Genomic DNA, 25153 nt, shown 5'->3' on the forward strand with positions numbered 1-25153 from the left:
AATGGACAGCCGGAATGCCGGATACGCTATTGCGAAACAGCACCCGTGACACCCTTGACAGGATCGCCAAAACCAGAGCGCGAAGCAGGATCGTACACTGCAACACTCACCATTGAGTCGGCACAACCATAATAAAGGAACCATTTTGAGCGGTGATATACGAGTCCCTCGATAAACACCGTACCGGCTACATACTGTCCGCTTTTCTCGAAGGCGGTCATGGGACGGAAGAAAGGCTTGTCAAGTCTGTCGAGATATTTCAATGGATCGGCCTTGTCAAAGAGCATCTGACCGGCTGCATAGGTGTTCGACGGATAATCGGTATCGCCAGATTCTCCTCCTGCATTCTTGCCATTATAAAACAAGACAATTCCTTTTGAAGTAAGTATAGCAGGCGGTCCACACTCAGTAAGCATACTGTCGAAGTATCCTTTGCGCGGTTCAGCCAGCTTTATAAGATTTCCTTCCGCATCGGTATATGGTGTCCACTCCACCAAATCGTCCGATGTGGCCGCACAAACCCACTGTTCTCCCCAATACATAAGATACTTCATCTTGCCACCGACAGACACTTTTGCAGCCACCTGACGCCCATTTCGTATTTCCGTAAGTATAGATCCCGACTTGCAGGCAAAGTCCGCGTATCGGCCGTTCAATGCGTGAAGAAAAGCCGGTCCGTGCTTTTTCCATGTCCTGAGATCGCGCGAAGTAGCAATGGAAAGCCTCGGTTTGTCATGATTCCACGATGTGTATGTCATCACATAAAGCGTCTTTCCACCAACCTTGGCAGCGACAACACGCGGGTCCTCGCATCCTCCGTCCCACTCATATTTGCGTGATATCTGTGTCGTATCAGGATACATCACAGGCAGCGCCTCCCTTTTGTCTATGTGCAGACCGTCGGACGTTTCTACAAGACCTATCCTTGACGTGCGTCCGCCGATGCCCGCAGCAGGGTTGTCCTCAGCCCTGTACAACACAAAAATCTTCCCATCCTTCACTACGGCAGCCGGATTGAATGTATCAGCCAGCTCCCATTTCACATCGGCCGACTTCATCGGACAGTGAAATACGCTCTCAGCCTTCGGTCTGATAAGAGGATTCACACCTTCAGGACGCTCAAAACCGCCAAACGCCCAATCCGGCAACGGATTGTCGTTGCCTGCATTCACTGTGAGACATGCCACCATAAGACATGCCGTAAACAACAAGTTTCTTTTCATGTATGGTTATCGTTAGTTAATAGCAAGGTTGCAAACATGCATAGATGTATAAATATATAACACTTATAAAAGCAATTAATTATCCGCAGGGCGGACATTTAACAAGTTTTGACTCAGCACAGCAGAAATTCAACGGTGACGGGCTTCAATGAAAATCAGCCGCATCAGTCCGGGAGTAGCGCTGTTTTCCTCTGCAGAAAGAAAGTGCAACCAGTGCACTTTCAGATTTTCAGTATCCCGCGATTTTTTCGTCCGAGTTTTCAGTTCTACCCCAAAAAATAAGCGAGAATTTGCGGACCGGCTCTCCGTCGGGCGCAAATACGCGAATTATCAGAGCTTCACATAAGTTACTGAACAGCAACAACTTATGTTTAACATCCATTTTTTCATGCTGCAATAAGCACCATTTCAGCATGCGATATTGCCCGTTTCAGGGCCTGAAACGCACAATATCACACCCTAAAACAGAAGAAATCACAGGCTAAAATGGGCATAAACGGAACGCAAGACTAATTATCCGGTATTCCACTATAGGGTATACCACAAGGCCGTACGGCCGAAACAGGCCTTTCTGGTACCGCAGTTAACATATCCTTACATCTCTTTTGCGATTTTATTTTGTCAAAAAAAAGTCAAGAAAAACTGTAAGTCCGTCGCATGAGTTTTCTTTAAAAAAGCCGATATAAGGCATGGGAAGAGAAACGCGAATAATGCTCTCTTCTTGCGATGATGATTTACCGACTGTAGCAACGTGAACTTAACGTGAACGGATGTGCATAAAACCGCGCATTTTCATGAAATGTTTCATCATCCTGCGGCAATAATTAATTCCGAACAAAGACGCACAGAATTTCCACAGACAGCGAGTTTTTACGCCATGAAACAACAAAGCGAGGCACGTTTCTCACGAGACATGCCTCACTCTGTTTTTTGATTCATAGTGTTTGGAGTATGTTTGTTCCAAATTAGAGAGAGATTGACGAGGTCAAAAAGAGATTCGAGAAGACACATTTACTGCTGTCGCGGCAGGCAAAATTGCCGTCTTCTGCTTTTTGACGGTGCAAATTTATACTTTTAAATTGTAACTTACACTATTTTTTAAAGTTATTTCAAAATTAATTTCAGGGCTGATTTCGATTGTCACAAACAGCACTTCTTTTAATTTAAAACATAATAAATAAGCATCATTCTCTATCAATTTGCAAACCGCATATATTTCAATAGCTTATACACATATACAATCCGTGACATTATGATACAATAAAGCACATATGCAAAAATTATACATAACGCCACAAACCGGCATAATTACAATTCATAATCAACATGACCGTCAATTGTCAAAACTCATCATACCATTGAAAGCGATAGCCTCGCGCGACGCAGGAAACACATCGAGCGTAGCATGGCCGTCGTCAGCGACGTACAACAGATACTGATATCTGTCTTCGGAATTGGTGACTATAATATCAATCTTAGTGCCCTTACCGTCCGATGAGCGCGATTCATTATATTGCTGCATTACTCCGTCAAAGTCCAGTCCGTCGCCTCCGCCGTAAGGAACATTATACGCCCGGCCCACATAGGGCAGACACGAATATATGGAATCGCCCGAAATGTGGAGATAATAGCCTCCGTCGAGATGACGGCTTGACACACGTCGCGGACGAATATACGTCATGTCTATGGTGTAATAACGGTCGTCCAGGGCTTTTCTCACGTTCTGTGCCGTCAGCGCCAGATTCTGTTTGCGCTGCTCTTCCGTTGTCCTGCCAGTGGCACATGCCATCAGCGTCAGTACAACAGCTATCAGAAAAACAATCTTTTTCATTACCATAATAATATAAAAATTAAACAATCATGTCTTCCGCATCTCTCATCACAAAGATACAATGCAGAACATCATACGGCTAATATAGCACAATTATACATCTTCACAACACAGCATTAGGAATATTTATCAATTAATCACATATTTATATCTCCACAACGGCCGATAAACAATCATGCCGCGGAGAGTCCTTACATATCAGACAGCTCCGCGGCATGACCTCTAACGGTTATTCAGGCTTATCTTACGACATATTTCCTGTCACCTATTATATATACGCCCTTAGGCAATCCTACAAGCGCTGCGTTGCGCTGCACACCGTCGCGTACCATAACTCCGGTGATGCTATACACACGCACAGTCTGTGCGGCATCGTCTGTCGTGACAGAACCGAGGCCTGTCGATGTGGTGCTGCGATAGAGAGCAACATACGCCTGAGCATTCTTGTAGCAAGCAAAACGCGGGGACGACACATTATAATATATCACACGGCCACTCACCGCAGCATTCTCTATCATCGCGTTGCCACCACTGAATGTTATGTCCCAACGCTCGTTGTCGCCTGTGACGCTCGCCGTAGAATAGAGTTTATTGCTTGAACCCGAATATGAAAGATATGTTCCGTTGTTCACATCACGCAGGGTGTATGCACCGGCTGTTCCTTCCAGTGTGAGTGCATGCACATTCTTTGCGTCGGCATCGTCGATGACCACCTTGCCGTCAGCAGCTGTCACTGCCGCACAACCTCTGATGTCACCACTCTGATCGCCCATCGCTACAGATTGATCAGTACCGTTCTGCTCATAAACAATCAGATAATTATAACCCGTAAGCAGATCATCTGTGGACGATATTTTCTCATAAGTCGCTCCCGTCGGTGTCGGTTCCGGATCTGGATCAGGATCCGGGCCAGGCGTTCCTTCCGGTTCCACGTAGTTGTCATAGCTGAAAGCCATGTCTGTCATTGTGCCCCATACATACTGTTCCAGTCCCGGATAGTCTACATACGGGTTACGGTTGTGCTGTATGCCATACACGGCATTGTTGCGGTCTATCTCCTTCTGGCTCACCGGATCTTCCTTCGCCCAGCGCAGGAGCATATCTACCACCCAATCAGCATATGCCGGATACTTGTTATGGGCAAGCATATCGCTGTTCCATCCGCTTATCTTGTCCTCATAGCATGTTGCCATGTAGAAGTAGATGCGCGCGAAATCGCCCTTATATTCATCGTTTGGTTCGAACACAATGTCAGAATATCCGGACACTGTACACTTACCCAACTTGCTGAATCCGCCGTTCGACTTATACTTCTCTCCGTTGGTTTCGCCGAATGGATAATTGCTTCTGCGTCCGTTCACATATCCGTCAGTAGGCACGAGATGGAACAAGTCGGTGTACATCGGAGATGCATCGTTGAACCAGCTTTTCGGGAAAGAATGCTCGCGGTTGTAAACGTCTCCCTCCTTACCATAACTTCCGGCCTGGTCTGCACCGAAAGTATAGTTTGTCGTACTCGAATACATGTCCCATACCTTGCCGTCGCTGCGACGGTCGGTAGTTCTGAAATCATCCCACAGATTATCATACGAACGCACTGTATGACTCTTTATTACCGACCAGAGTGCCGTTTTCAGCGCACTGCCTTTCTTTCCGTCGGCCTGCTGATAATAAGTACCGCTGTTGTTCGGACCCTGCGCGAACATCTGCACAAGCATGAACAATGCAGCAGTAAACATAATGTTTCTTTTGCTTATATTCATATCCTTATGTATTAAGTTGATTGTCGTGAGTTACAGTAAAATGCAGACTACAAAAATAAGCATTTTATAATCATCATGCAAGAGTTTGATACATTTTATGACATCAGCCATGACGTGACGTCCAATCGTCTTCAGAAAGCGTAAAACAATGCGAAACAAATACTGCCAACAACATATTACCGCACATACACAACATACGAGAACGAGCACATCTGTGCATACAAAAGAAAAGCGGGATGCAGATACTCCGCATCCCGCTCTATACTTATCCGGCCGCACAATGGACAGACATCCATATTACCAGAGCATCCATGCTGCTCCGTCAGCCGTGTTTCATGTCATTTCACAATATGCTTCTCACCGTCAACGACATAAATGCCGCTCTTCAGTCCGTCAAGTGCTTTATCTCTGGAGACATTGCTGCGCACCTGACGGCCGTCAACTGCATACACGTTGACGTATTTCTCAGCAGTCTCCTTATTAAAATTTTTGATACCGGTGCTCTCGTCTGTATTCACCAAATACTGCACGAGTTTTGCATACTCAGCAGCGTATGAAACCTGATGGAAAGCCTTTGTCTTGGTGTTCGATTCCCATCCGCCGAGCAGATTGTTTGGAAGGAATCCATCCTGCAGATAGTTGTCATATGCATAGTCAAGGTTGTCCTGGAAGTTATCGCAACCACGCTTTGCATTGTTGTCTTTCGCACCGAGACGGTTTTCGAACTCTGCGTAAGGCACAGCATCAACATATGCACGGAGCAGAACGTTGTTGAACCATGCGTTGAAACCGTTCAGAGCGTCTGTATCATAAGGGAACGGGAAGTAAGTCTCACCGTTTATTGTCTGGCGTGTGCCGCGGAAGTGCTCGTAAGAATCTGTTGCTATCTCCTTTGCCTCGTTGAGATAATACTCATCGCCTGTTGCAAGATAAAGGTCAACTGCACCGCAAAGCATTGTTCCTGTGTTGTATGTGTACTGTGTTCCGACCGGACCACCTATATCGACATGCTTGCGATATCTCACACCGTCAACTTCCTCATACTGTATTTCACCGATAACGCCACCGCACATGTCGTGGAAACATCCGGTCTTCTCATCATAAAGATGTTCCTTCTGCCATGCGTATACCTTCTTGGCATAGTCAAGATAATATTCATATTTGTTCACAGTCTTCGACGAACGTGTGTTGTCTGTGTTCACATAATAATGTGTGGTTGTCTCGTCGCTGCCCTTATACATCTCTGCGAGCCATACCAACGGCGAGATGACCGGCGAGTTGCTGCAGGCGTGCTTTGAGTTGTAACCGGGTCCCCAAGTGATACCTCCGTACTCGTTTCCGCGTGAATCTACACACACATCCCATCCGTCGAGAATATACTCGATAAGATATTCGGCACGTTTTTTATAAACTTCCTTACCGGTATTCTTGTAAGCGCGGATGAACTCGCGTGCCAGCCACATCTGGTCATCATAAACATTCTCGATGCCGGTCACTGTAGCCTCACCCGGTCTTGCACCACGGTGTACGCCGTAGATGTCATACCACTTTGTTGTGCGGGCATAAGAAACAAGCTCATAGCTACCTGCGTAATACCTTATTGATGAATAAAGGTCGTTCAGAAGATTCACATACTTTTCACGATCAAGTTCGTAAAACTCAGGTGCAACATCCTTCAGAGCTGTTATGCCTTCAAGAATAGAATTCACAGCCTCCATCACAGCTGTATAAGGCCATACGTCCGACGTTCCGTCCTCGTGGGTATGACGCTTGAGATCATAAACGTCCTTCATCTCCATTTTCATGCCGGCACCTGTAAAACACTTTGAAATCACGCCATCCACAAGTTCCATCGAACGTTCAAGATTGCGGATAGCAAGGGTTGTCTGTTCGTCATTGCCGTTGTTGCTGTCGGATGCAGGCATAGCCGATGCATTGAACGCAAACGCCGTGACAAACATTGCTAAAAACAGTTTCTTCATTGTAAATTAAGTTTTTTATTCATGCTCCGTTATGCAAAACCATTTATCGGAGATGAGTATGTTTAAGGAAAATGAACAATAAGCTGAATTATGGTAAAAAAAAGTCGGGATGACTGGACTCGAACCAGCGACCACACGCCCCCCAGACGTGTACGCTAACCAACTGCGCTACATCCCGTTTCTGCAAAAGCGTTGCAAAGGTAATCATTTTTATTTGTAATACGCAAACATGCCGCGACAAATACCGTATGTTTAACTAATTTTTACAATCGTCACATTCTGTATATAGCGCACCCTCTGAACCATCTATTGCCCACGTCAACACGCCTTCCTGACAAGCCCTAACATAACTGCACGCAATTCCACTACAGCACCGAAAAATGTATAAATATGCAATACGGACAGTAAAAAATTTTGACAACAAAAAATTGAAAAATAGAAACGAGATCACGTCTTTAATTACATAAAATATAAATATCCATACAACTTTGCATTCAAAATTTTTCGGTCGCATAGCAACAAAGACTTTTTCGCACCACAATAAGCAGCATTCCACACGTCATAATGAACCATAATGCCACATGAAACGGGCTGTTTTGAGACAAAACAAAGGCCATTCCGCACTGCCATCACCGGCGTTTCGCGTTACAGAAATACCCAAATAATTGACTGACAGTAATTTAGTAAAGCAGCTCAAAACTCGCGTATTTGCAACCAAACACCCTTTTATCCACGCCGACGACACTCTCGTCGGGTTGACGTCCAAACATAATGAATATTTATTCACAGTTTCTGCATATTCATACAAACGCAATACAGCTTAGCCCCACCCTTCATCCATATCCGTTACATGTCGTCCACGGTCCTATATACTACAGCAGGAGCCACTACATCCTCATATGTCTTAGAAAAACACAAAGTATCAGCTGCTTGTTATATAAATGCAAACACATGTCATACATAGTTAACATTTTTGGGCAGACAAAATATTTTAGTTACCTTTGTACCAAAAGAAATCCTGACTCTTCAAACTCAAACAATATGCAATACAACATATCCGCACCAAAACAAATAGACACTACCATAGCGCTGCCTGCATCCAAAAGCATCAGCAACCGCGCTCTGATAATACACGCCCTGTCGGGAGGCGACACTCTGCCCGATAATCTTTCCGACTGCGACGATACGGAGGTGATACTACACGCGCTGGAGCATCGTCCGCAGACGGTTGATATCAAAGCAGCAGGAACGGCCATGCGGTTTCTCACAGCCTACTTCGCAGCTACTCAAGGCGAACATACCATCACCGGAACCGAGCGCATGAAACACCGCCCAATAGGTCCGCTCGTTGATGCGCTGCGCTATCTCGGAGCCGACATAGAGTATCTGGGCGAGGAAGGTTTCCCGCCACTGCACATCAGAGGCAGACAGCTCGACGGTGGACATGTGGAGATACCGGGCAATGTAAGCTCGCAGTATATCTCGGCTCTGCTTATGATCGGTCCTGCTCTTACCAACGGACTGGAACTGAAGATGACCGGCGAAATAGTATCGCGTCCGTACATTGATCTCACGCTCTGGATGATGCGCGAATTCGGAGCAGACGCCGACTGGAGCGAGATGGACACTGTCACTGTGAACGCCAAGCCCTACATACAACGCCCATACACAATAGAGAGCGACTGGAGCGCGGCATCCTACTGGTATGAGATGCTTGCACTGTGCGGCGACGAAGAGTCCTCAATAAGACTAACCGGTCTTTACGACGGCTCCAAACAAGGCGACTCTGTGGTGAAATACATATTCTCGCTGCTCGGAATAAAAACTCTCTTCGAGTCGAAAGAGGAAGGACGCGCCACAACCGTCACCCTTAAGAAGGTGCCCTGCATGCTGCCAAGACTCGACTACGACTTCATCAGTTCGCCCGACCTTGCGCAAACGGTTGTTGTAACATGCGCCATGAGAGACATTCCATTCCGCTTCACCGGACTGGCGAGCCTCAGAATAAAGGAAACCGACCGCATAAGCGCGCTGAAGAACGAACTGCGCAAACTTGGTATAGCTCTCACCAACGAGAACGACGACACGCTATGCTGGGACGGACAACGCTGCGAACCATCCGGCCCGACATTCGACACATACGAAGATCACCGCATGGCACTCTCGCTGGCACCGGCAAGTCTCATGGCTGGTGACATCAATATAAACAATCCGGAAGTGGTGTCGAAATCATATCCACACTTCTGGAACGACCTGCGCAAGGCCGGATTTATTATAAACGAAAGACCGTAAAACACCGACATGTCCGTACTCTGGATTACACTTACAGGCGTCCTGTTGCTTGTAGCAGGACTTATATGGAGCCGAATGAACATAGGCGGCACCGGAAACAACGACAATACTGCGTCCTCATGCGCCACATGCGACGGCACATCAGCCAAATGCGAACAGGAATGCATGATGGAAGCCGCCACAAAAGAGATAGAATATTTCGACGACGAGGAACTCGACAAATTCGCCGGACGGCAGTCTGACAGCTACGATCAGGAGGAAGTTGAACAGTTCTGCGAGGTGTTGCACACCATGCGTCAGGACGAAGTACAGGCCTGGTGCCGCAGCCTCACCCTGCGTGGCATATCCCTGCCCGACGAGCTGAAGGACGAAGTGATAATGCTTATAGACGATGAACATTCTTGAATACAGCTTTTTCCAGAACGCGCTCATCGGTTCGGTGCTGGCAAGCATCGTATGCGGACTTGTCGGAACATACATTGTGACGCGCCGCCTCACATTCATCAGCGGCGGCATCACACACGCCTCGTTCGGCGGCATAGGTATCGGCGTGTTCCTAGGCATCAATCCCATATTCTCGGCAATGATATTCTCGGTGCTCAGTGCATTCGGCATACAGTGGCTGTCGCGTCGCGGTAATGTGCGCGAAGATTCTGCCATTGCCGTGTTTTGGGCCTTCGGTATGAGCATCGGCATACTGTTCTGTTTTCTCGCGCCGGGTTTCGTACCCGACCTGCCGTCGTTTCTCTTCGGCAGTATACTGACTATCGAAAGCGGCAACCTGTGGTTGCTGGCCACACTCTGCCTTATCACACTGTTCCTGTTCACAGCCTACTACCGCACGATTGTCAGCACAGCATTCGATCCGGAGTTCGCACGCTCACAGCATTTGCCAGTAAGCCTCATCGAATACACAATGATGGCGCTCATCGCCATGACCATAGTCTCAACGCTGCGCATGGTAGGCATTGTGCTGGCAATGAGTCTTCTGACCATTCCACAGATGACAGCCAATCTCTTCACATACAATTTCGGACGCATCGCTGCATACAGTATACTCATCGGTTGCATCGACTGCATAATGGGACTGGCGTTGTCCTACTGGCTCAATGTTCCGTCTGGAGCATCCATTATTTTTGTAAGTATCGTCATTTATTGTCTTTGCAAGGCAATAAAATACGTACTCAAGCAGTTAAATAAGAGTGAAACATCACAACACTAAATACTTAGCCATACTCATGGCTGCCGCATGGCTCATGATAATGGCCGCTTGCTCTACGCAGAAAAACACTGCGAAGAGCAGATGGTGGCATGCCTTCAACGCCAGATACAACACCTATTACAACGGCTCACTGGCATACATCGACGGTTCGCTGGAGAAGGAAAACGGCAACCGCGACAACTTCACGGAGATGCTGCCTCTTTATACCGTAGGCAACAAGAACAGCCGTGAACTGGGCAAAAGCAACTTCGACCGTGCGATAGAAAAATGCCAGAAGGCGATAAAACTGCACAGCATAAAGCGCAAGCCGGTATGGACTAAAAACAGAAAGAAGACCGAAAAGGACCTGGAATGGCTCGGACGCAAAGAGTATAACCCTTTCCTTTGGAAGGCATGGCTGCTCATGGGCCGCTCACAGTTCAGCAAAGGCGACTTCGACGAGGCCGCCTCAACATTCTCATATATGAGCCGTCTGTATCAGACACAGCCAGCCATATATGGTAAAGCAAGGGCGTGGCTGGCCAAATGCTACCTTGAGGAAGGCTGGATATACGATGCTGAGGACGTAATACGCAACATGCAGCGCGACTCCATACACTGGCAGGCACGCAAGGAGTGGGACTACACATACGCGAGCTACTACATACACACCGGTGACTATGAAAAAGCAGTACCCTATCTGCGTAAAGTCATTAAGCACGAAATGCGCAGCAAGCAGCGTGCACGTGAGTGGTATCTAATGGGACAACTGCAGACCGCACTCGGCAACAAGACTGAAGCGATGAAAGCCTACAAGCGTGTAATAAGACAGAACCCGCCATATGAGGTGGAGTTCAACGCCCGCATAGCCATGACCGAGGTGATGTCAGGCAACCAGTCGAAGAAAATGATAAGACGGTTGAAGCGTATGGCCGCCTCAGACAAGAACAAAGACTATCTGGATCAGGTGTACTACGCCATTGGAAACATATATCTCGCCCAGAAAGATACGCTCAACGCCATCACTGCATACGAGAAAGGAAACAGCGGATCAACCCGCAACGGCATTGAAAAAGGTGTGCTGCTGCTCAAACTTGGTGACATATACTGGAACCGCGAACGCTACAACGACGCACAGCGTTGCTATGGCGAAGCGATAGGTCTGCTCGACAAGGAACGTAAAGACTACGAGCAACTTTCACGCCGCTCACAGGTTCTCGACGAACTTGTGCCTTACACAGACGCTGTCCATCTGCAGGACTCACTCCAGGCACTGGCAAAAATGGACGAGAAACAGCGCAACGAAGCCATCGACCGCGTGATAGAAGCTCTGAAGAAAAAGGAAAAGGAAGAACAGGACAAACTGGCTGAGCAGAAAGCGCAAGAGGTAATAGCGCAGAACGGAGGCACTGTGGACAACATGAACAACAACAATCAGCAGACTCCCGGACAGACAAACAAAAATTCGGTGTGGTACTTCTACAACCAGATGGCAGTGAATCAAGGTAAAGCCGAGTTCCAGAAGAAATGGGGAAAGAGAGAGAACGTAGACAACTGGCAGCGTGTCAACAAGACCGTCGTGGCCTTTGGCGAACAGCAGGAGATGACCGAAGAACAGCTCGACTCCATAGCAAAGGCCGAAGCCATAGCCGATTCACTCGAACTGATAGCCGATAGCGCGCAGAACGATCCACACAAACGAGAGTACTATCTCAAACAGATACCGTTCACAGAGGAACAGGTACAGGCCAGCAATCTTATAATAATGGACGGCCTCTACAACTCCGGTGTAATATTCAAGGACAAACTCGACAATCTGCCATTGAGCGAAAAGGCTCTCAGACGTATCACCGACAGCTATCCGGAATACGAGAACATGGCCGACGTGTTCTATCATCTGTTCCTGCTCTATTCGAGAATGGGCGACTCGCAGACAGCCGAAACGTATGTTGAAAAGTTGAAACAGAACTATCCGGAAAGCCCTTGGACAACACTGCTCACCGATCCATATTTCGTTGAAAACGCCAAATTCGGCGAGCATATAGAGGATTCCATCTACGCAGCAACCTACGATGCGTTCAAGGCTGACCGTCTGCAAGAGGTGGCGGCTAACTTGAAAATATCCGAAACACGCTTCCCGCTCGGAGCCAACCGCGACAAATTCATATTCATCGGAGGTCTCGGAAAACTCAACGAGGGTGATGCTGAAGGATGTGTGAACGACATGAACATGCTCGTAGCAAAGTTCCCGCAAAGCGAACTGAGTAATCTTGCCGGCATGATAGTGAACGGTGTGAACGCAGGACGGAAAATATACGGCGGCAAATTCGACATGAGTAATGTATGGGAACGCCGCACCGAGGCTCTCACTCCGGCCGACTCTACCGCCGAAAAGACGCTTTCGAACGAACGGAACACCAACTTCCTGTTCATCTTCGCATACAGCCCAGACTCCGTGAACGAAAACAAACTACTCTACGAACTGGCAAGATACAACTTCACAAGCTACATGGTGCGCAACTTCGACATCGTGATAGAACCGGCTGAAGGCGTGAACAGAATGACCGTATCAGGATTCAGAAACTACGACGAGGCCCTGCAGTACGCACGACAACTGTATGCTCAACAGAATATAATACGTCAGGCAGCACACAGCCGCACTATAATAATAAGTGAGATAAACCTGCCTCTGCTCGGCACAAAATACAGTTACGACGACTACGACAAGTTCTACAACAAACACTTCGCACCGCTAAAGGTTAGTACACTGCATCTGCTGACAGAGCCTGCTGAGATAACTACAGTGAGAAGGAAGGAAGGCGAGCCGACACAAGAGGAAATAGACCAGTTGCTCGACAACGGTACATTCATTGACAACGGACTTGACGTGGAACCTGCAGACAACGGAACGATAATCGTACCTGAAGAGAACGCACCTGCAGAAGAAGCCGGTGAAACAGTTATACCTGCTGAAGACAACACCGGTAAAGACGAAACACAGGACGGAACTACAATTGTACCCGAGTCTGAAGAGAAGAACCCGCAGGAAAAGAATGACGAACTCAAGCAGGAAGACAATATGATGAACCCTGTGACGGACAGCGTGAAGGACGAAAAGAAAGACGAGTCCAAGCAGGAAGAAAACATGATGAATCCTGTGCCGGACAGCGTGAAGGATGAAAAGAAAGACGAGTCCAAACAGGAAGAAAACATGATGAACCCTGTGCCGGACAGCGTGAAGGATGAAAAGAAAGACGAATCCAAACAGGAAGATAATATGATGAACCCTGTGCCGGACAGCGTGAAGGATGAAAAGAAAGACGAATCCAAACAGGAAGAAAACATGATGAACCCTGTGCCGGACAACACCAAGAACGAAAAGAAAGATGTCTTGACCGAACCGGACGACTCGATAATCATTCCTCTGGAGGATCTTAAGGACGACAACACGGAGAATGCCAAGCCGAAGGAAGAACCGAAACAACCTCTGAAGAAGGAGAACGACGACAGCAAGACCGCTCCCAAGAAACAGCAGGAGGAAAACAAGCAGCAGGAAGAAAAGCTGCCGGCCCAACAGCTGGAGGACGAGTTCTACTTCGAAGATGACTTCCAGGACACCGGCAACAAGAAAAAGAAGGACACTCCGGACGTGATATACGACGAATACTACGATCTGGAAGGCTTCTGAACCGGAGGTCTGTAAGACGTCCGGACGGCATCCGCAGAACATCAACAAACACAGAAACACTCAGCAACAAAACATCAGACATATGACAAACGGTTTGTTATTATGGGTGGATGATGAGATAGAACTGCTCAAGGCACACATCATCTTCCTCGAGAAAAAAGGCTACGAAGTCATCACCGTGAGCAATGGTATCGACGCCATTGACAAATGCCGGCAGACAACATTCGACCTTATATTGCTCGACGAGATGATGCCCGGCCTCACAGGACTCGAGACTCTGCAGCAGATAAAGGAGATATCGCCCGCCACACCGGTGGTGATGGTGACGAAAAGCGAGGAGGAGAACATCATGGACCAGGCTATCGGATCGAAGATTGCCGACTACCTCATAAAACCGGTGAACCCCAACCAGATTCTGCTGACGCTGAAAAAGAATATCCACAAGAAGCAGATTGTGACAGAAGTGACACAGACCAGCTATCAGCAGAACTTCGGAAACATAGCCATGCAGATAATGGAGAGCCGCACATACGACGACTGGGTGGACATATACAAGCGTCTGGTGCACTGGGAACTGGAGCTGAGCAGCACCAACAGTTCGATGACCGAGACGCTGCAGATGCAGAAAGAGGAGGCAAACATCGGCTTCGCCAAGTATGTGAAGAATAACTACATGGACTGGATGACGGCCTCAGGCGACGCGGAACGTCCGCTCATGAGCCCCGACATATTCAAGAAAAAGGTGTTCCCGCTGCTCAACAGCGGCGAGAAAGTGTTCCTCATCGTTATCGACAACTTCAGATACGACCAGTGGCGCGTCATCGCACAAGAGGCCGGCGACATGTTCGACATCGACGAGGACATGTATATGAGCATACTGCCTACAGCCACCCAATATGCGCGCAACGCCATATTCAGCGGTCTGATGCCGAGCAGGATTGCCGAGATGTTCCCCGAACTGTGGGTGGACGAGGACGAGGAGGAAGGCAAGAACCTCAACGAGGAACCACTGATAAGGACACAGATAGAACGCTTCAGGCGTCACGACTCGTTCAGTTATCACAAGATAAACGGAACGGCAGGTGGAGAGAAGATAATAGAACGTCTGAACGAACTGCTCAGAAACGACCTCAACGTGATTGTGGTGAACTTCATCGACATGCTCTCACATGCCCGCACAGAGTCGAAGATGGTACGCGAGCTGGCCAACACCGAGTCGGCCTACCGCAGCATAACGCTCAGCTGGTTCCAGCACTCGGTGATGAGCGAGCTGCTGAGAAAACTGTCGGAGACCGACTGCAAGGTTATAATAACGACCGACCATGGCAGTATCCGTGCGTCGAAAGCTGTGAAGATTGTGGGCGACCGCAACACCAACACCAACCTGCGGTACAAACTGGGCAAGAACCTGAACTTCAGTTCGAAGGACGTATTCGTGATAAAAGACCCGCGCAAGGCACAGTTGCCGGCGCCGAACCTCAGCACAGCGTACGTGTTTGCCACCGGAAACTCCTTCTTCGCATATCCGAACAACTACAACTACTACGTGTCCTACTACAAGAACACGTTCCAGCACGGCGGCATTTCGATGGAGGAGATGCTCATACCGCTGATAACTCTCACATCAAGAAAACGATAAAAACAAAAAGATATGGAAATAAAAATCAACTCGCTCGACCAGATAGGCGCTGCCGCAGAACAGTTTGTGGCATGCATGAAAGACGCCAGAGTGTTTGCATTCTACGGCAAGATGGGCGCAGGAAAGACTACATTCATCAAGGCTGTGTGCGAATGCATGGGCGTGAAGGAAGTCATCACATCGCCGACATTCGCCATAGTGAACGAATACCAGTCGGAAACAACAGGCGGACAGATATTCCACTTCGACTTCTACCGCATAAAGAAGCTGGAGGAGGTGTACGACCTCGGCTACGAAGAATACTTCTACAGCGGCGCTCACTGCTTCATAGAGTGGCCAGAACTGATAGAAGACCTGTTGCCTGAAGACGCAACAAGAGTGACAATAAAGGAGAACGAGGACGGCAGCCGTTCTGTGATAATCTGACACAGAGACAGCAAGCAGCCGACATACCAAGACATGGTGCAAATCGACACGTAGCACAGCGCCACGTAAAAACAACCATACACAGACACAACAGCATTCACACGGACCGGACACCGGCGTGCGGATGCTGTTTTTAATTTACCCTTTCCGGCACGAAGAAAAACGCCCGTACCGCACTGACAATATGTCACCACCACCCCTGCATCATTATTTTATCCACCACAGACTGCCATCCGGATACATCCAGACTGCCATTCTGCCACACCACGACGTCACTGCCTCGCCGCATCTGAGAACTCGTCAAACCACCCTCTCCGACTTTTTGTCAGACATGACAAACTGAAGAAAATGTATATTTATGCAATTTCAGAAGTAAAAAATTTTGACAAAAAAAATTCGCGAAATAGAAAACGAAAATCGGTCGCGACACTGTCAGAAAACACTAAAAAGCCTTTTTAACAACCGAACAGAACGACTGAAAAATCAGAAATTTCAAGCTGCCCGCGCGATATTGCCCGTTTGGCACTGCGAAAAAGTCCATTTGATGCCTCAATATAGAGCATATCACGCCATGAAACGGGCTTTATCGCACTCTAAAACAGGCCATTTCGCAACACCGGAAACAGGCCATCGGGACACATGAATGCGTAACCCATTGTACGACAACAGATTGCGCAACCCTCTCAAAACTCGCGTATTTGCGACCGAAAAATCTGTCGTGCGTTCCATCGATACTCTCAGCGAGTTGACGATGTATAAATATTCATCGGCAATCATGAGAATGTATATTTATGCAAAAATTCGTATCACGCACACGGCAGGCCTTTCACACCATATGACAGAATCTCTGCCCGATGCCCGGCACAACTCTACGAACGCCCCGCTCCACCGCAGACAGCACACAGACCACACCCATGAGCATGAAAAAAGGTATGCCCCGGCACAGCCGGAACATACCCAACATTTCACATATCTTTACTCGGCGTTACTTCAGAAGAGCGTCAAACTTCTCCTGCAGCACAGCCTTTGTGGTGGCACCTACGAACTTATCCACGAGCTCACCGTTCTTGAAGAAGAGCAGTGTCGGGATTGTGCGCACACCGAAGTCGGATGCAATCTCGTCGTTCTCCTCAACGTCGCACTTTCCTACAACGATTTTTCCGTCATAGTCGTTGGCGAGTTCAGAAATAACGGGCGAAAGCATGCGGCACGGTCCGCACCATGTGGCCCACAGGTCAACAACCAAAGGCAGTTCGCCATTCTTGTAACTCTCGAAATTCTCAGTTGTAATCTTAACTTCCATTTTCTTATATTGATTTGATGTTATTTCTTTATGACGACATGTTCTGTCACATTAGACATAATGCAAAGACCATGCCACTTTTAGTTCAACATATATGTCAGTGCCGGACAACTCTCAATGTATGATATCAGCGAAGCGTTGACGTCTACCTCGTTTCCCCTGCTCGCAAGCAGCACATCCCTTTTGCGCTCCGCGTCGTACACCTGGAAGTAGAGCGGAATACGTCCCGGATTGTTCTTGACGACTGTCGCCAGGTCGTTCATCTGCGTTTCGTCCAGCACCGATGTGTTCACGGCTATGGTCAGTTTTTCTATATATTTGTCCTTCACATCGCTGAGGAAATCGACGCTCTGTATGCGTATGTCCAATATGTCTGCATTGTCCCGGAAACGCTGCACGCACTTCGCTGTCACGTAAACAGTGTATCCCTCCTTGAACATATGCTGCCACTTGACCCACTCGTCGTTGAAAAGTGCCAGTTCACCCGCGCCCTCAAAGTCTTCGATTGTCACAAAACCGAAAGGTTTGTTGGTCTTAGCCGACCAGCGTGACACAACGCCCGTCACCATTCCACCGAACGAAAGCGTGGCAAACTTGGCCAGTCTCTTCTTGTCGGCATCACGTCCTATCTCCGAACAATGCAGGTTACACAGCTTGTTCAACACTACAGCGTAGTCGTCGAGCGGATGGGCCGAAAGATATATTCCCACGAGATCACGCTCCTTGTTGAGTTTCTCTATCGTGCTCCACGGCTCACCCTGAGGCACCTGTGGCTTGGCTATGTCAACTGCATCGAATCCTCCGAAAAGCGAATTGCGCGCCTGCATCATCTCCATCTGGTAGAGCTGGCCGTAGCGCACGAGCGTATCGAGAAAAGTCTCTCCCTTTGTTGTCACTCCGAAATACTGCTCGCGCTTTATGCCGAAGCTGTCGAAACCTCCGCTCAATGCGAGACTTTCGAACGCCTTACGGTTGACTGCCGATAGATTGACACGCTGTGCGAAGTCGTAGATATCCTTGTAAAGGCCGTTCTTCTCGCGCTCATCTATGATCGCCTGAGCCGCCGAGTCGCCCATGCCCTTCACAGCCGCGAGGCCGAAACGCACCTCACCCTTCTTGTTGGCGCTGAACTTGTGACGGCTCTCATTGACGTCCGGACCAAGACATTTTATACCCATGGACTTACATTCGCTCATCAGTTTGGTTATCTTTCCTATATCATTGAGGCATCGGCTCATGTTTCCGGCCATGAATTCGGCAGGATAATGGGCCTTGAGGTAGGCCGTCTGATATGCCACCCACGAATAGCACGTAGCGTGACTCTTGTTGAACGCGTAGGAAGCGAACTTCTCCCAGTCGGCCCATATCTTCTCGAGCACCTTCGGATCGTGACCGTTGGCCTTTCCGCCTTCGATGAACTTCGGCTTCATCTTGTCTACGATGTCCTTCTTCTTCTTACCCATCGCCTTACGCAGGGCGTCGCTCTCGCCTCGCGTGAAGTTGGCGAGCTGACGCGACAGAAGCATGACTTGCTCCTGATATACGGTGATGCCGTAGGTGTCCTTAAGGTATTTCTCCATGCAGGGGATGTCGTATGTAATCTTCTCCTGCCCGTTCTTACGCCGGATGAACTGCGGAATGTAGTCCATAGGCCCCGGACGGTATAGGGCGTTCATGGCGATGAGGTCCTCGAACACAGTAGGTTTGAGCTCGCGCAGATACTTCTGCATGCCGGCAGACTCAAACTGGAAGGTACCGACGGTGCGTCCTTCCTGATACAGTTTGTATGTAAGCTCGTCGTCAATCGGTATGTTGTCAAGATCAACTTCAATTCCTCTGGTAATCTTTATATTGTCCACCGTTTCCTTAAGGATGGACAGTGTGCTCAGTCCGAGGAAGTCCATCTTTATCAGTCCGGTCTCTTCTATCACATGACCGTCGTACTGCGTGGCCAGAAGTTTGTGTCCGGGATCGGCCTTGTCTTCGGCAGTGCTCACCGGAACCCAGTCGCTTATGGCGTCGCGACAGATGATTGTACCACACGCATGGATACCCGTACCACGCACGGTTCCCTCAAGCATCTTGGCATAACGTATGGTGTTGCTCATCTGCGGATTGGTGCTTGCCTCAGCCTCACGCAGTTCCGGCACCGCCTTGATGGCATTCGGCAGATTCATTTTCATGTTATCCGGCAGACGGTCTGGTATTGCCTTGCACAGTCTGTTGGAAATATCGAGCGGCAGTTTCTCCACACGGGCGACATCCTTTATGGAGTTCTTGGTAGCCATTGTGCCGTAGGTGATGATGTGTGCCACCTTGTCGTGACCGTACTTGTCCTCCACCCATTCGAGCACACGGCCTCGGCCGTCGTCATCGAAGTCGGTGTCAATATCAGGCAAAGATATTCGGTCAGGATTCAGAAAACGCTCGAACAGCAAGTCATATTTTATCGGGTCTATCTTTGTAATGCCAAGACAGTAGGCCACAACCGAACCGGCGGCCGAACCACGGCCCGGTCCGACGAGCACGCCCAGTTCGTTACGGGCGGCGTTGATGAAGTCCTGCACAATGAGGAAGTAGCCCGGGAAACCCATCGTTTTCATAATGTGAAGCTCGAACTTCACTCGTTCTGCAACCTCGTCGGGTATCGGATCGCCATACAGACGCTTCGCTCCGTCATACGCAAGCTTGGCAAGATAGTCAGCTTCGAACTTTATTCGGTATATCTTCTCGAATCCGCCGAGATGTTTTATCTTCTTGTCGGCCTCTTCCTTCGGCAACGGATTTTCTCCGTTCTCGTCGGTTGTGAATTCTTCATACAGTTGCTGCTCGGTGTATTTTCTCCTTACATCCTCCTCTGTTCCGAATTCGGCAGGTATCGGGAAGAACGGCATGATAGGATCATGGTCGATGCTGTACATCTCCACTTTGTCGAGTATCTCCAGCGTATTGGCCATAGCCTCCGGCACATCACTGAACACCTCGTTCATCTCAGCCCGCGTCTTGAACCACTCCTGCTTCGAATATAGCATTCGTTTCGGATCGTCCAGATCCTTGCCCGTAGCAAGACAGAGCAAGTGATCGTGCGCTTCGGCGTTGTCCTGATCCACGAAGTGTGCGTCGTTCGTGCACACCAGCTTCACTCCATACTCCTTGGCGAGTTCCATCAACACCTTGTTGGCCTTCTGCTGGAGAGGGAACGTCTCCCTGTTCGCCCGTATTCTAGGATCCTTCACCTCGTGCCTTTGCAACTCAAGATAATAATCATCGCCGAAGACCCGCTTGTGCCACTCTATCGCCTCACGCGCTCCGGCAATGTCATCTTTCAATATCTTCGACGGCACTTCGCCCGCTATACACGCCGAACAGACGATAAGGTCTTCGTGATAGCGCTCGAGGTCGTATCTGTCCGTACGCGGACGCATATAATAACCGTCCACCCATGCGCGCGAAACGAGCTTTATGAGATTCTTGTAACCATTGTAGTTTTTTGCGAGAACAATGAGGTGATAGCCGCTCATGTCGCCCAATTCCTTCACCTTGTCCTCTTTACGGCGGTGCGCCACATACATCTCACATCCCAGAATGGGCTTGAACGGCTCTTCTCCGGCCGCCTTACGTTTTTTGTTTATGCCCTTGCAATAATTGAAAAATTCCTTTATTCCAAACATATTGCCATGGTCTGTGATAGCCATGCCTTTCATTCCATCGCCCACGGCCTTATCTACAAGGCGCTGGACACTGGACTGTCCGTCAAGAATAGAGTAATAAGTGTGAACGTGCAGATGTATGAAATCTTCCATTTTCAAGCAAAATTTGATTTCAAAGTTACCACTTTAAAACTATACGGCCAAAAGAATGATATGAAAAATTTGCCCAATACTCAAAAAACAACTATCTTTGCAAAAAGATAGATGTACATCAACTGTTATGATAAAAAGAATTAAAAGACTAAAAAAAATACGTCTGCACCGTGAAGGCACGGACACACTTCTATACGGATTCATCGTTCTTGCAGCCATAGCATTACTGTTATGGCGTGGTCTTGACAACAAACTCCCGTTCTGGTTCTTTGTTGCCGTGGCTGTGGCACTATATGGTGTGGTTGTCAACTTTTTCCGCTGTCCCATCAGATATTTTCCTCAGGAGGACACCGAGAACATCGTTGTAGCACCTGCCGACGGCCGTATCGTCGTCATAGAAGAAGTGGACGAAGACCAGTATTTTCATGAAAAGCGAATCATGATAAGCATTTTCATGAGTCTTTTCAATGTTCACGCCAACTGGTTTCCGGTTGACGGCCGTGTGAAACTTGTACATCATCAGAACGGAAACTACCATAAGGCGTGGCTTCCGAAAGCAAGTGAGGAAAACGAACACTCCGACATAATCATCACAACACCCGACGGCAAGGACATACTCTGCCGTCAGATAGCCGGTGCGATGGCGCGCCGCATTGTCACTTACGCCAAAGAGGGCGAGGAATGCTACATCGACGAACACTTGGGATTCATCAAGTTCGGTTCGCGTGTGGACGTTTACCTCCCGTTGGGAAGTGAGGTTTGCGTAAAGATGGGTCAGAGCACAACCGGCGACCAGACAATAATAGCAAAACTGAAATAACAGAACTGTTATATAACAGATAGCAAATGCCTAATCCAATAATAAGAAACATCCCCAATGCCATAACCTGCTGCAACCTCATCTCAGGCTGCATAGCAACCGGATATGCCTTCATGCTCAATGCGAAAATGGCTCTTATCTGGATTATCATTGGTGCGGCGTTCGACTTTTTCGACGGCATGAGCGCGCGGCTTCTCAAAGTGTCGTCGCCCATCGGCAAGGAACTCGACTCACTGGCCGATGACATCACATTCGGTTTTGCACCTTCGGCGATAGTCTTCTCACAACTCAGTGTGATGGACTATCCTGCATTTCTCGAACCAACAAGACAATTTCTGCCATTCATAGCATTCATAATGGCGGCATTCTCTGCACTCCGTCTGGCAAAATTCAACCTCGATGAACGTCAGACAACATCATTCATCGGTATGCCTACACCTGCCAACGCACTGTTCTGGGGTTCGCTCATAGCCACCCAGACACAATGGCTGGAAAGCTCACCATGGATGGTATTCGTGCTCATATTACTCCTTGCACTGTGCTGCTGGCTGCTTGTGGCCGAGCTACCGATGTTCGCCCTCAAGTTCAAACAGTGGGGATGGAAAGGCAACGAGATAAAATATTCATTCATCATATTATGCGCTGTCATGATAATATTGTTCGGATTTATCGGCAGTTTCAGTATTATCATACCGCTGTACGTCATTATTTCCGTCTTCACACAGTTCAGTAAGGCAAACGACAGCAACAATAAATAAATGACACTAAAATAATAAAAGAAAATGTTCGTTATCAAAATACTCCTTGTATTCTTCCTTATCTTCGCGATACTTATGGGTGCCACTCTATTCAGAATATATCGTAACGTACGCGACACACTGCATAGTTTCGGATTCAACAATACAAAAAAACACCGCACAACGTATCGCCCCAATACCACAAGGGAGGAAACAATACATACACACAACGCCAAACAGATGAAGAAAAAGATAATTCCGAAGGACGAAGGCGAGTATGTGGACTTCACCGAAGTGCGATAACCGACAGCAATACACGAAAAAGAATTGCTGCAAAAGAAATAACAGGAACGAACAGAACAGGAAACAAAACAACAATAGAGAACAATATAATATGCCGGTATGGAATTGACTCCATGCCGGCATATTTTGTATATATACCCATAAAATAAAAATCATCCCCACACCTATGGCATGAGGATGACTGTTTGATATAGTTCCGACGCCTGACAAACAACCGGGCGTCTTATGGAATACGATTTAGTTGTGAACGTAAGTACCGATGTCCTCGCCGTCCATAACACGCTTCAGATTACCGAACACATCCATATTGAAGACATATATCGGCAGATTGTTCTCCTTGCACATCGTTGTGGCAGTGAGGTCCATCACCTTCAGCCCGCGTGTATAAATTTCGTCGTAGGTTATGTCGCTGAACTTCGTGGCTGTCGGATCCTTTTCCGGGTCAGCAGTATATATGCCGTCAACACGTGTTCCTTTCAACATCACATCGGCTTCAATCTCAATACCACGCAACGACGAACCCGTATCTGTGGTGAAATAAGGAGAGCCTGTGCCGGCTGAGAAGATGCAGACATAACCTGCCTCCATGGCTTCGATGGCCTTCCACTTTGTATAGAACTCACCGATAGGTTCCATACGGATGGCCGTCAGCACCTTGGTCTTCACACCAATCGCACCGAGAGCGGAACTCAAAGCAAGCGAATTGATGACTGTTGCACACATTCCCATCTGGTCGCCCTTCACGCGGTCGAAGCCTTTAGACGCTCCGCTGAGACCGCGGAAGATGTTTCCACCGCCAATCACAATGCCGATCTGCACACCCATTTCGTGCACTTCCTTTATCTGTCTTGCATATTCGTCGAGTCTCACAGGATCGATTCCGAAATGCTGATCACCCATCAGGCTCTCGCCGCTGAGCTTCAATAGAATTCTCTTGTACTTTGCCATATATAATTCAAATTATGTAATTCACTTCCTTGAAGGCATAGCTCCGTTCGCGTCCGGCCTCATCACGCAACACCAGACGGCCGTCATGGCCCACTCTGACAATAGAAGCCATGAAACGTCCGTTGCTGTCCGAATAGGCATGCATGCCCGTGCGGCGATAGAGCGCCTCGTGATAAAGCTGCGCCACATGGTCGTATTCGCCGGCAAGCACCATGGCGTAATAACCTTCGAACGCCTCAAGCGCTTTTTCCAACACAGCGTTTATGTCAGTATCACGGCCTGTTATCTGCCACAGCGACACAGGGTTGGGAGCATCGCTGCGAAATTCACGCTGATTGATATTGACACCAGTGCCGAATATGCAGTCCTTCACAAACTTTCCGCTGAGGGATGTCTCTATGAGCGTACCGCTTATCTTGCGGTCGTGCCAATAGACATCATTTGGCCATTTGAGCGACATCCCGTCTGCCAGAGGGTCGAGAGCGTCTTTCACAGCCAGCGCCTCGGCCATGGATAATACAAACTGATGCGCCACAGGCACACCCTCGGGACGTATCAGTACGGAGAACAACAGATTCTGTCCGTCCTCACTCTCCCACCGGTTGCTGCCCATACCACGGCCCGCAGTCTGGTGTCCGGCCGTTACGGCCACCACATCAGCGTCGGGCAAAGGTTCCAGATTGCGCAGATATGTGTTGGTGGAATCCACCTCGTCAAGTCTTATCGTATATGTCGTCATACGTTTCAGATTATAAGCAACGGATTGAACGCATCCTCTATGTGCTCTATCCGCGGTTCACAGCCTCGCGTACCCACAACCGTTATGATGTCAAAGCGCAGTTCTTCTTCCACTCCGTGCATCTTCACATAATTGTCGGCCGCCACACACAGGTTTCTTATCTTCACCGCGTCCACAGCATCCTCGGGCGCCGTGGCACTGTCCGGCAGACGCGTCTTCACTTCAACAAAGACCACAGTCAGGCTGTCGGGAGTCAGGGCTATGATGTCGATGTCGCGTTTGCCCGACCTCCAGTCGCGCTCACGTATGACGTAACCTTTCTGCCGCAGATATGCAGCCGCCACGTCCTCGCCCCACTTTCCCATCTCGTTGTGTCTTGCCATGTGACGCTGTTTACTCATCACAAAAATACAGCAAAAAGGATGAAGCGCAAAATTATTGACCACTTATTTTCA

Annotated in this window: 18 protein-coding genes and 1 tRNA gene; 9 read left to right on the plus strand and 10 right to left on the minus strand. The window is 48.5% G+C overall.

The window, feature by feature from the left end; genetic code table 11:
• Nucleotides 1-26: 26 nt before the first annotated feature.
• From WKT13_RS05840 to WKT13_RS05860, 5 genes are all read right to left on the minus strand, one after another.
• Nucleotides 27-1223, minus strand: coding sequence for a glycoside hydrolase family 130 protein (locus tag WKT13_RS05840; RefSeq protein ID WP_445323583.1), 1197 nt, complete (start codon nt 1221-1223; stop codon nt 27-29).
• A 1333-nt stretch (nt 1224-2556) separates the two neighbouring features.
• The gene (locus tag WKT13_RS05845) at nt 2557-3054 is read right to left on the minus strand and encodes a DUF4251 domain-containing protein (protein WP_298619687.1); all 498 of its coding nucleotides are present in this window, start codon (nt 3052-3054) and stop codon (nt 2557-2559) included.
• A gap of 239 nt (nt 3055-3293) precedes the next feature.
• Nucleotides 3294-4817, minus strand: a complete 1524-nt coding sequence (locus WKT13_RS05850) for an HNH endonuclease signature motif containing protein (RefSeq protein WP_340323220.1) — start codon at nt 4815-4817, stop codon at nt 3294-3296.
• Nucleotides 4818-5155: 338 nt separating this feature from the next.
• A complete protein-coding gene (locus WKT13_RS05855) occupies nt 5156-6799 on the minus strand; it encodes a glycoside hydrolase family 76 protein (protein ID WP_340323221.1) in 1644 nt (547 codons plus the stop codon).
• Nucleotides 6800-6903: 104 nt separating this feature from the next.
• Nucleotides 6904-6977 (minus strand) — tRNA-Pro (locus tag WKT13_RS05860).
• 863 nt (nt 6978-7840) lie between these two features.
• On the opposite strand from WKT13_RS05860, the gene aroA reads away from it, so the two are divergent.
• The 6 genes from aroA to tsaE all read left to right on the plus strand — a co-directional run bounded on the left by aroA (nt 7841) and on the right by tsaE (nt 16045).
• A complete protein-coding gene (gene aroA, locus WKT13_RS05865; RefSeq protein ID WP_340323222.1) occupies nt 7841-9091 on the plus strand; it encodes a 3-phosphoshikimate 1-carboxyvinyltransferase in 1251 nt (416 codons plus the stop codon).
• A 9-nt stretch (nt 9092-9100) separates the two neighbouring features.
• On the plus strand, nt 9101-9496 hold the full coding sequence (locus WKT13_RS05870) for a hypothetical protein (protein WP_298619677.1): 396 nt from the start codon (nt 9101-9103) through the stop codon (nt 9494-9496).
• The gene (locus WKT13_RS05875) at nt 9483-10313 is read left to right on the plus strand and encodes a metal ABC transporter permease (RefSeq protein ID WP_340323223.1); all 831 of its coding nucleotides are present in this window, start codon (nt 9483-9485) and stop codon (nt 10311-10313) included. The genes WKT13_RS05870 and WKT13_RS05875 overlap by 14 nt, the downstream gene beginning before the upstream one ends.
• The gene (porW, locus tag WKT13_RS05880) at nt 10294-13980 is read left to right on the plus strand and encodes a type IX secretion system periplasmic lipoprotein PorW/SprE (protein WP_445323584.1); all 3687 of its coding nucleotides are present in this window, start codon (nt 10294-10296) and stop codon (nt 13978-13980) included. Before WKT13_RS05875 ends, porW begins: the two co-directional genes overlap by 20 nt.
• An 82-nt stretch (nt 13981-14062) precedes the next feature.
• Nucleotides 14063-15619: a T9SS response regulator signal transducer PorX gene (porX, locus tag WKT13_RS05885; RefSeq protein WP_340323224.1), complete on the plus strand. Its 1557-nt coding sequence runs from the start codon at nt 14063-14065 to the stop codon at nt 15617-15619.
• A 12-nt stretch (nt 15620-15631) separates the two neighbouring features.
• The gene (gene tsaE / locus WKT13_RS05890) at nt 15632-16045 is read left to right on the plus strand and encodes a tRNA (adenosine(37)-N6)-threonylcarbamoyltransferase complex ATPase subunit type 1 TsaE (RefSeq protein ID WP_298619673.1); all 414 of its coding nucleotides are present in this window, start codon (nt 15632-15634) and stop codon (nt 16043-16045) included.
• A gap of 985 nt (nt 16046-17030) precedes the next feature.
• Here the strand turns inward: tsaE and trxA are convergent.
• Together trxA and dnaE are read right to left on the minus strand one after the other, a co-directional pair.
• Entirely contained in the window at nt 17031-17348 is a 318-nt protein-coding gene (gene trxA, locus WKT13_RS05895) for a thioredoxin (RefSeq protein ID WP_445323585.1), read from the minus strand.
• An 80-nt stretch (nt 17349-17428) separates the two neighbouring features.
• Nucleotides 17429-21151, minus strand: a complete 3723-nt coding sequence (gene dnaE / locus WKT13_RS05900; protein WP_298619671.1) for a DNA polymerase III subunit alpha — start codon at nt 21149-21151, stop codon at nt 17429-17431.
• A 127-nt stretch (nt 21152-21278) separates the two neighbouring features.
• Here dnaE and WKT13_RS05905 point away from each other — a divergent pair, with 127 nt between their 5' ends.
• The 3 genes from WKT13_RS05905 to WKT13_RS05915 are packed head-to-tail and all read left to right on the plus strand — an operon-like array spanning nt 21279 to nt 23011.
• Nucleotides 21279-21971, plus strand: coding sequence for a phosphatidylserine decarboxylase family protein (locus WKT13_RS05905; RefSeq protein ID WP_340323225.1), 693 nt, complete (start codon nt 21279-21281; stop codon nt 21969-21971).
• A 26-nt stretch (nt 21972-21997) separates the two neighbouring features.
• On the plus strand, nt 21998-22729 hold the full coding sequence (locus tag WKT13_RS05910) for a CDP-alcohol phosphatidyltransferase family protein (RefSeq protein WP_340323226.1): 732 nt from the start codon (nt 21998-22000) through the stop codon (nt 22727-22729).
• 24 nt (nt 22730-22753) lie between these two features.
• Nucleotides 22754-23011, plus strand: coding sequence for a DUF4834 family protein (locus WKT13_RS05915; protein WP_340323227.1), 258 nt, complete (start codon nt 22754-22756; stop codon nt 23009-23011).
• A gap of 237 nt (nt 23012-23248) precedes the next feature.
• Here the strand turns inward: WKT13_RS05915 and pyrH are convergent, their stop codons facing one another.
• The 3 genes from pyrH to WKT13_RS05930 are packed head-to-tail and all read right to left on the minus strand — an operon-like array spanning nt 23249 to nt 25081.
• Nucleotides 23249-23959, minus strand: coding sequence for a UMP kinase (gene pyrH, locus WKT13_RS05920; protein WP_340323228.1), 711 nt, complete (start codon nt 23957-23959; stop codon nt 23249-23251).
• Nucleotides 23960-23966: 7 nt separating this feature from the next.
• Nucleotides 23967-24698 (minus strand): biotin--[acetyl-CoA-carboxylase] ligase, encoded by a 732-nt coding sequence (locus tag WKT13_RS05925; RefSeq protein ID WP_340323229.1) that lies wholly within the window; start codon nt 24696-24698, stop codon nt 23967-23969.
• 5 nt (nt 24699-24703) lie between these two features.
• On the minus strand, nt 24704-25081 hold the full coding sequence (locus WKT13_RS05930) for a YraN family protein (protein WP_340323230.1): 378 nt from the start codon (nt 25079-25081) through the stop codon (nt 24704-24706).
• Nucleotides 25082-25153: the final 72 nt, after the last annotated feature.

The sequence above is a fragment of the Prevotella sp. HCN-7019 genome (genome assembly GCF_037890215.1).
Classification (GTDB): Bacteria; Bacteroidota; Bacteroidia; order Bacteroidales; family Bacteroidaceae; genus Prevotella.

What these genes read in the sequence shown, in the direction of transcription:
- tsaE (WP_298619673.1), top strand. Translation starts at nt 15,632, where the DNA reads ATGGAAATAAAAATCAACTCGCTCGACCAGATAGGCGCTGCCGCAGAA.
- WKT13_RS05915 (WP_340323227.1), top strand. Translation starts at nt 22,754, where the DNA reads ATGTTCGTTATCAAAATACTCCTTGTATTCTTCCTTATCTTCGCGATA.
- WKT13_RS05870 (WP_298619677.1), top strand. Translation starts at nt 9,101, where the DNA reads ATGTCCGTACTCTGGATTACACTTACAGGCGTCCTGTTGCTTGTAGCA.
- aroA (WP_340323222.1), top strand. Translation starts at nt 7,841, where the DNA reads ATGCAATACAACATATCCGCACCAAAACAAATAGACACTACCATAGCG.
- WKT13_RS05930 (WP_340323230.1), bottom strand. Translation starts at nt 25,081, where the DNA reads ATGGCAAGACACAACGAGATGGGAAAGTGGGGCGAGGACGTGGCGGCT.
- dnaE (WP_298619671.1), bottom strand. Translation starts at nt 21,151, where the DNA reads ATGGAAGATTTCATACATCTGCACGTTCACACTTATTACTCTATTCTT.
- WKT13_RS05910 (WP_340323226.1), top strand. Translation starts at nt 21,998, where the DNA reads ATGCCTAATCCAATAATAAGAAACATCCCCAATGCCATAACCTGCTGC.
- pyrH (WP_340323228.1), bottom strand. Translation starts at nt 23,959, where the DNA reads ATGGCAAAGTACAAGAGAATTCTATTGAAGCTCAGCGGCGAGAGCCTG.
- porX (WP_340323224.1), top strand. Translation starts at nt 14,063, where the DNA reads ATGACAAACGGTTTGTTATTATGGGTGGATGATGAGATAGAACTGCTC.
- WKT13_RS05875 (WP_340323223.1), top strand. Translation starts at nt 9,483, where the DNA reads ATGAACATTCTTGAATACAGCTTTTTCCAGAACGCGCTCATCGGTTCG.
- WKT13_RS05840 (WP_445323583.1), bottom strand. Translation starts at nt 1,223, where the DNA reads ATGAAAAGAAACTTGTTGTTTACGGCATGTCTTATGGTGGCATGTCTC.
- WKT13_RS05905 (WP_340323225.1), top strand. Translation starts at nt 21,279, where the DNA reads ATGATAAAAAGAATTAAAAGACTAAAAAAAATACGTCTGCACCGTGAA.
- WKT13_RS05855 (WP_340323221.1), bottom strand. Translation starts at nt 6,799, where the DNA reads ATGAAGAAACTGTTTTTAGCAATGTTTGTCACGGCGTTTGCGTTCAAT.
- WKT13_RS05845 (WP_298619687.1), bottom strand. Translation starts at nt 3,054, where the DNA reads ATGAAAAAGATTGTTTTTCTGATAGCTGTTGTACTGACGCTGATGGCA.
- trxA (WP_445323585.1), bottom strand. Translation starts at nt 17,348, where the DNA reads ATGGAAGTTAAGATTACAACTGAGAATTTCGAGAGTTACAAGAATGGC.
- WKT13_RS05925 (WP_340323229.1), bottom strand. Translation starts at nt 24,698, where the DNA reads ATGACGACATATACGATAAGACTTGACGAGGTGGATTCCACCAACACA.
- WKT13_RS05850 (WP_340323220.1), bottom strand. Translation starts at nt 4,817, where the DNA reads ATGAATATAAGCAAAAGAAACATTATGTTTACTGCTGCATTGTTCATG.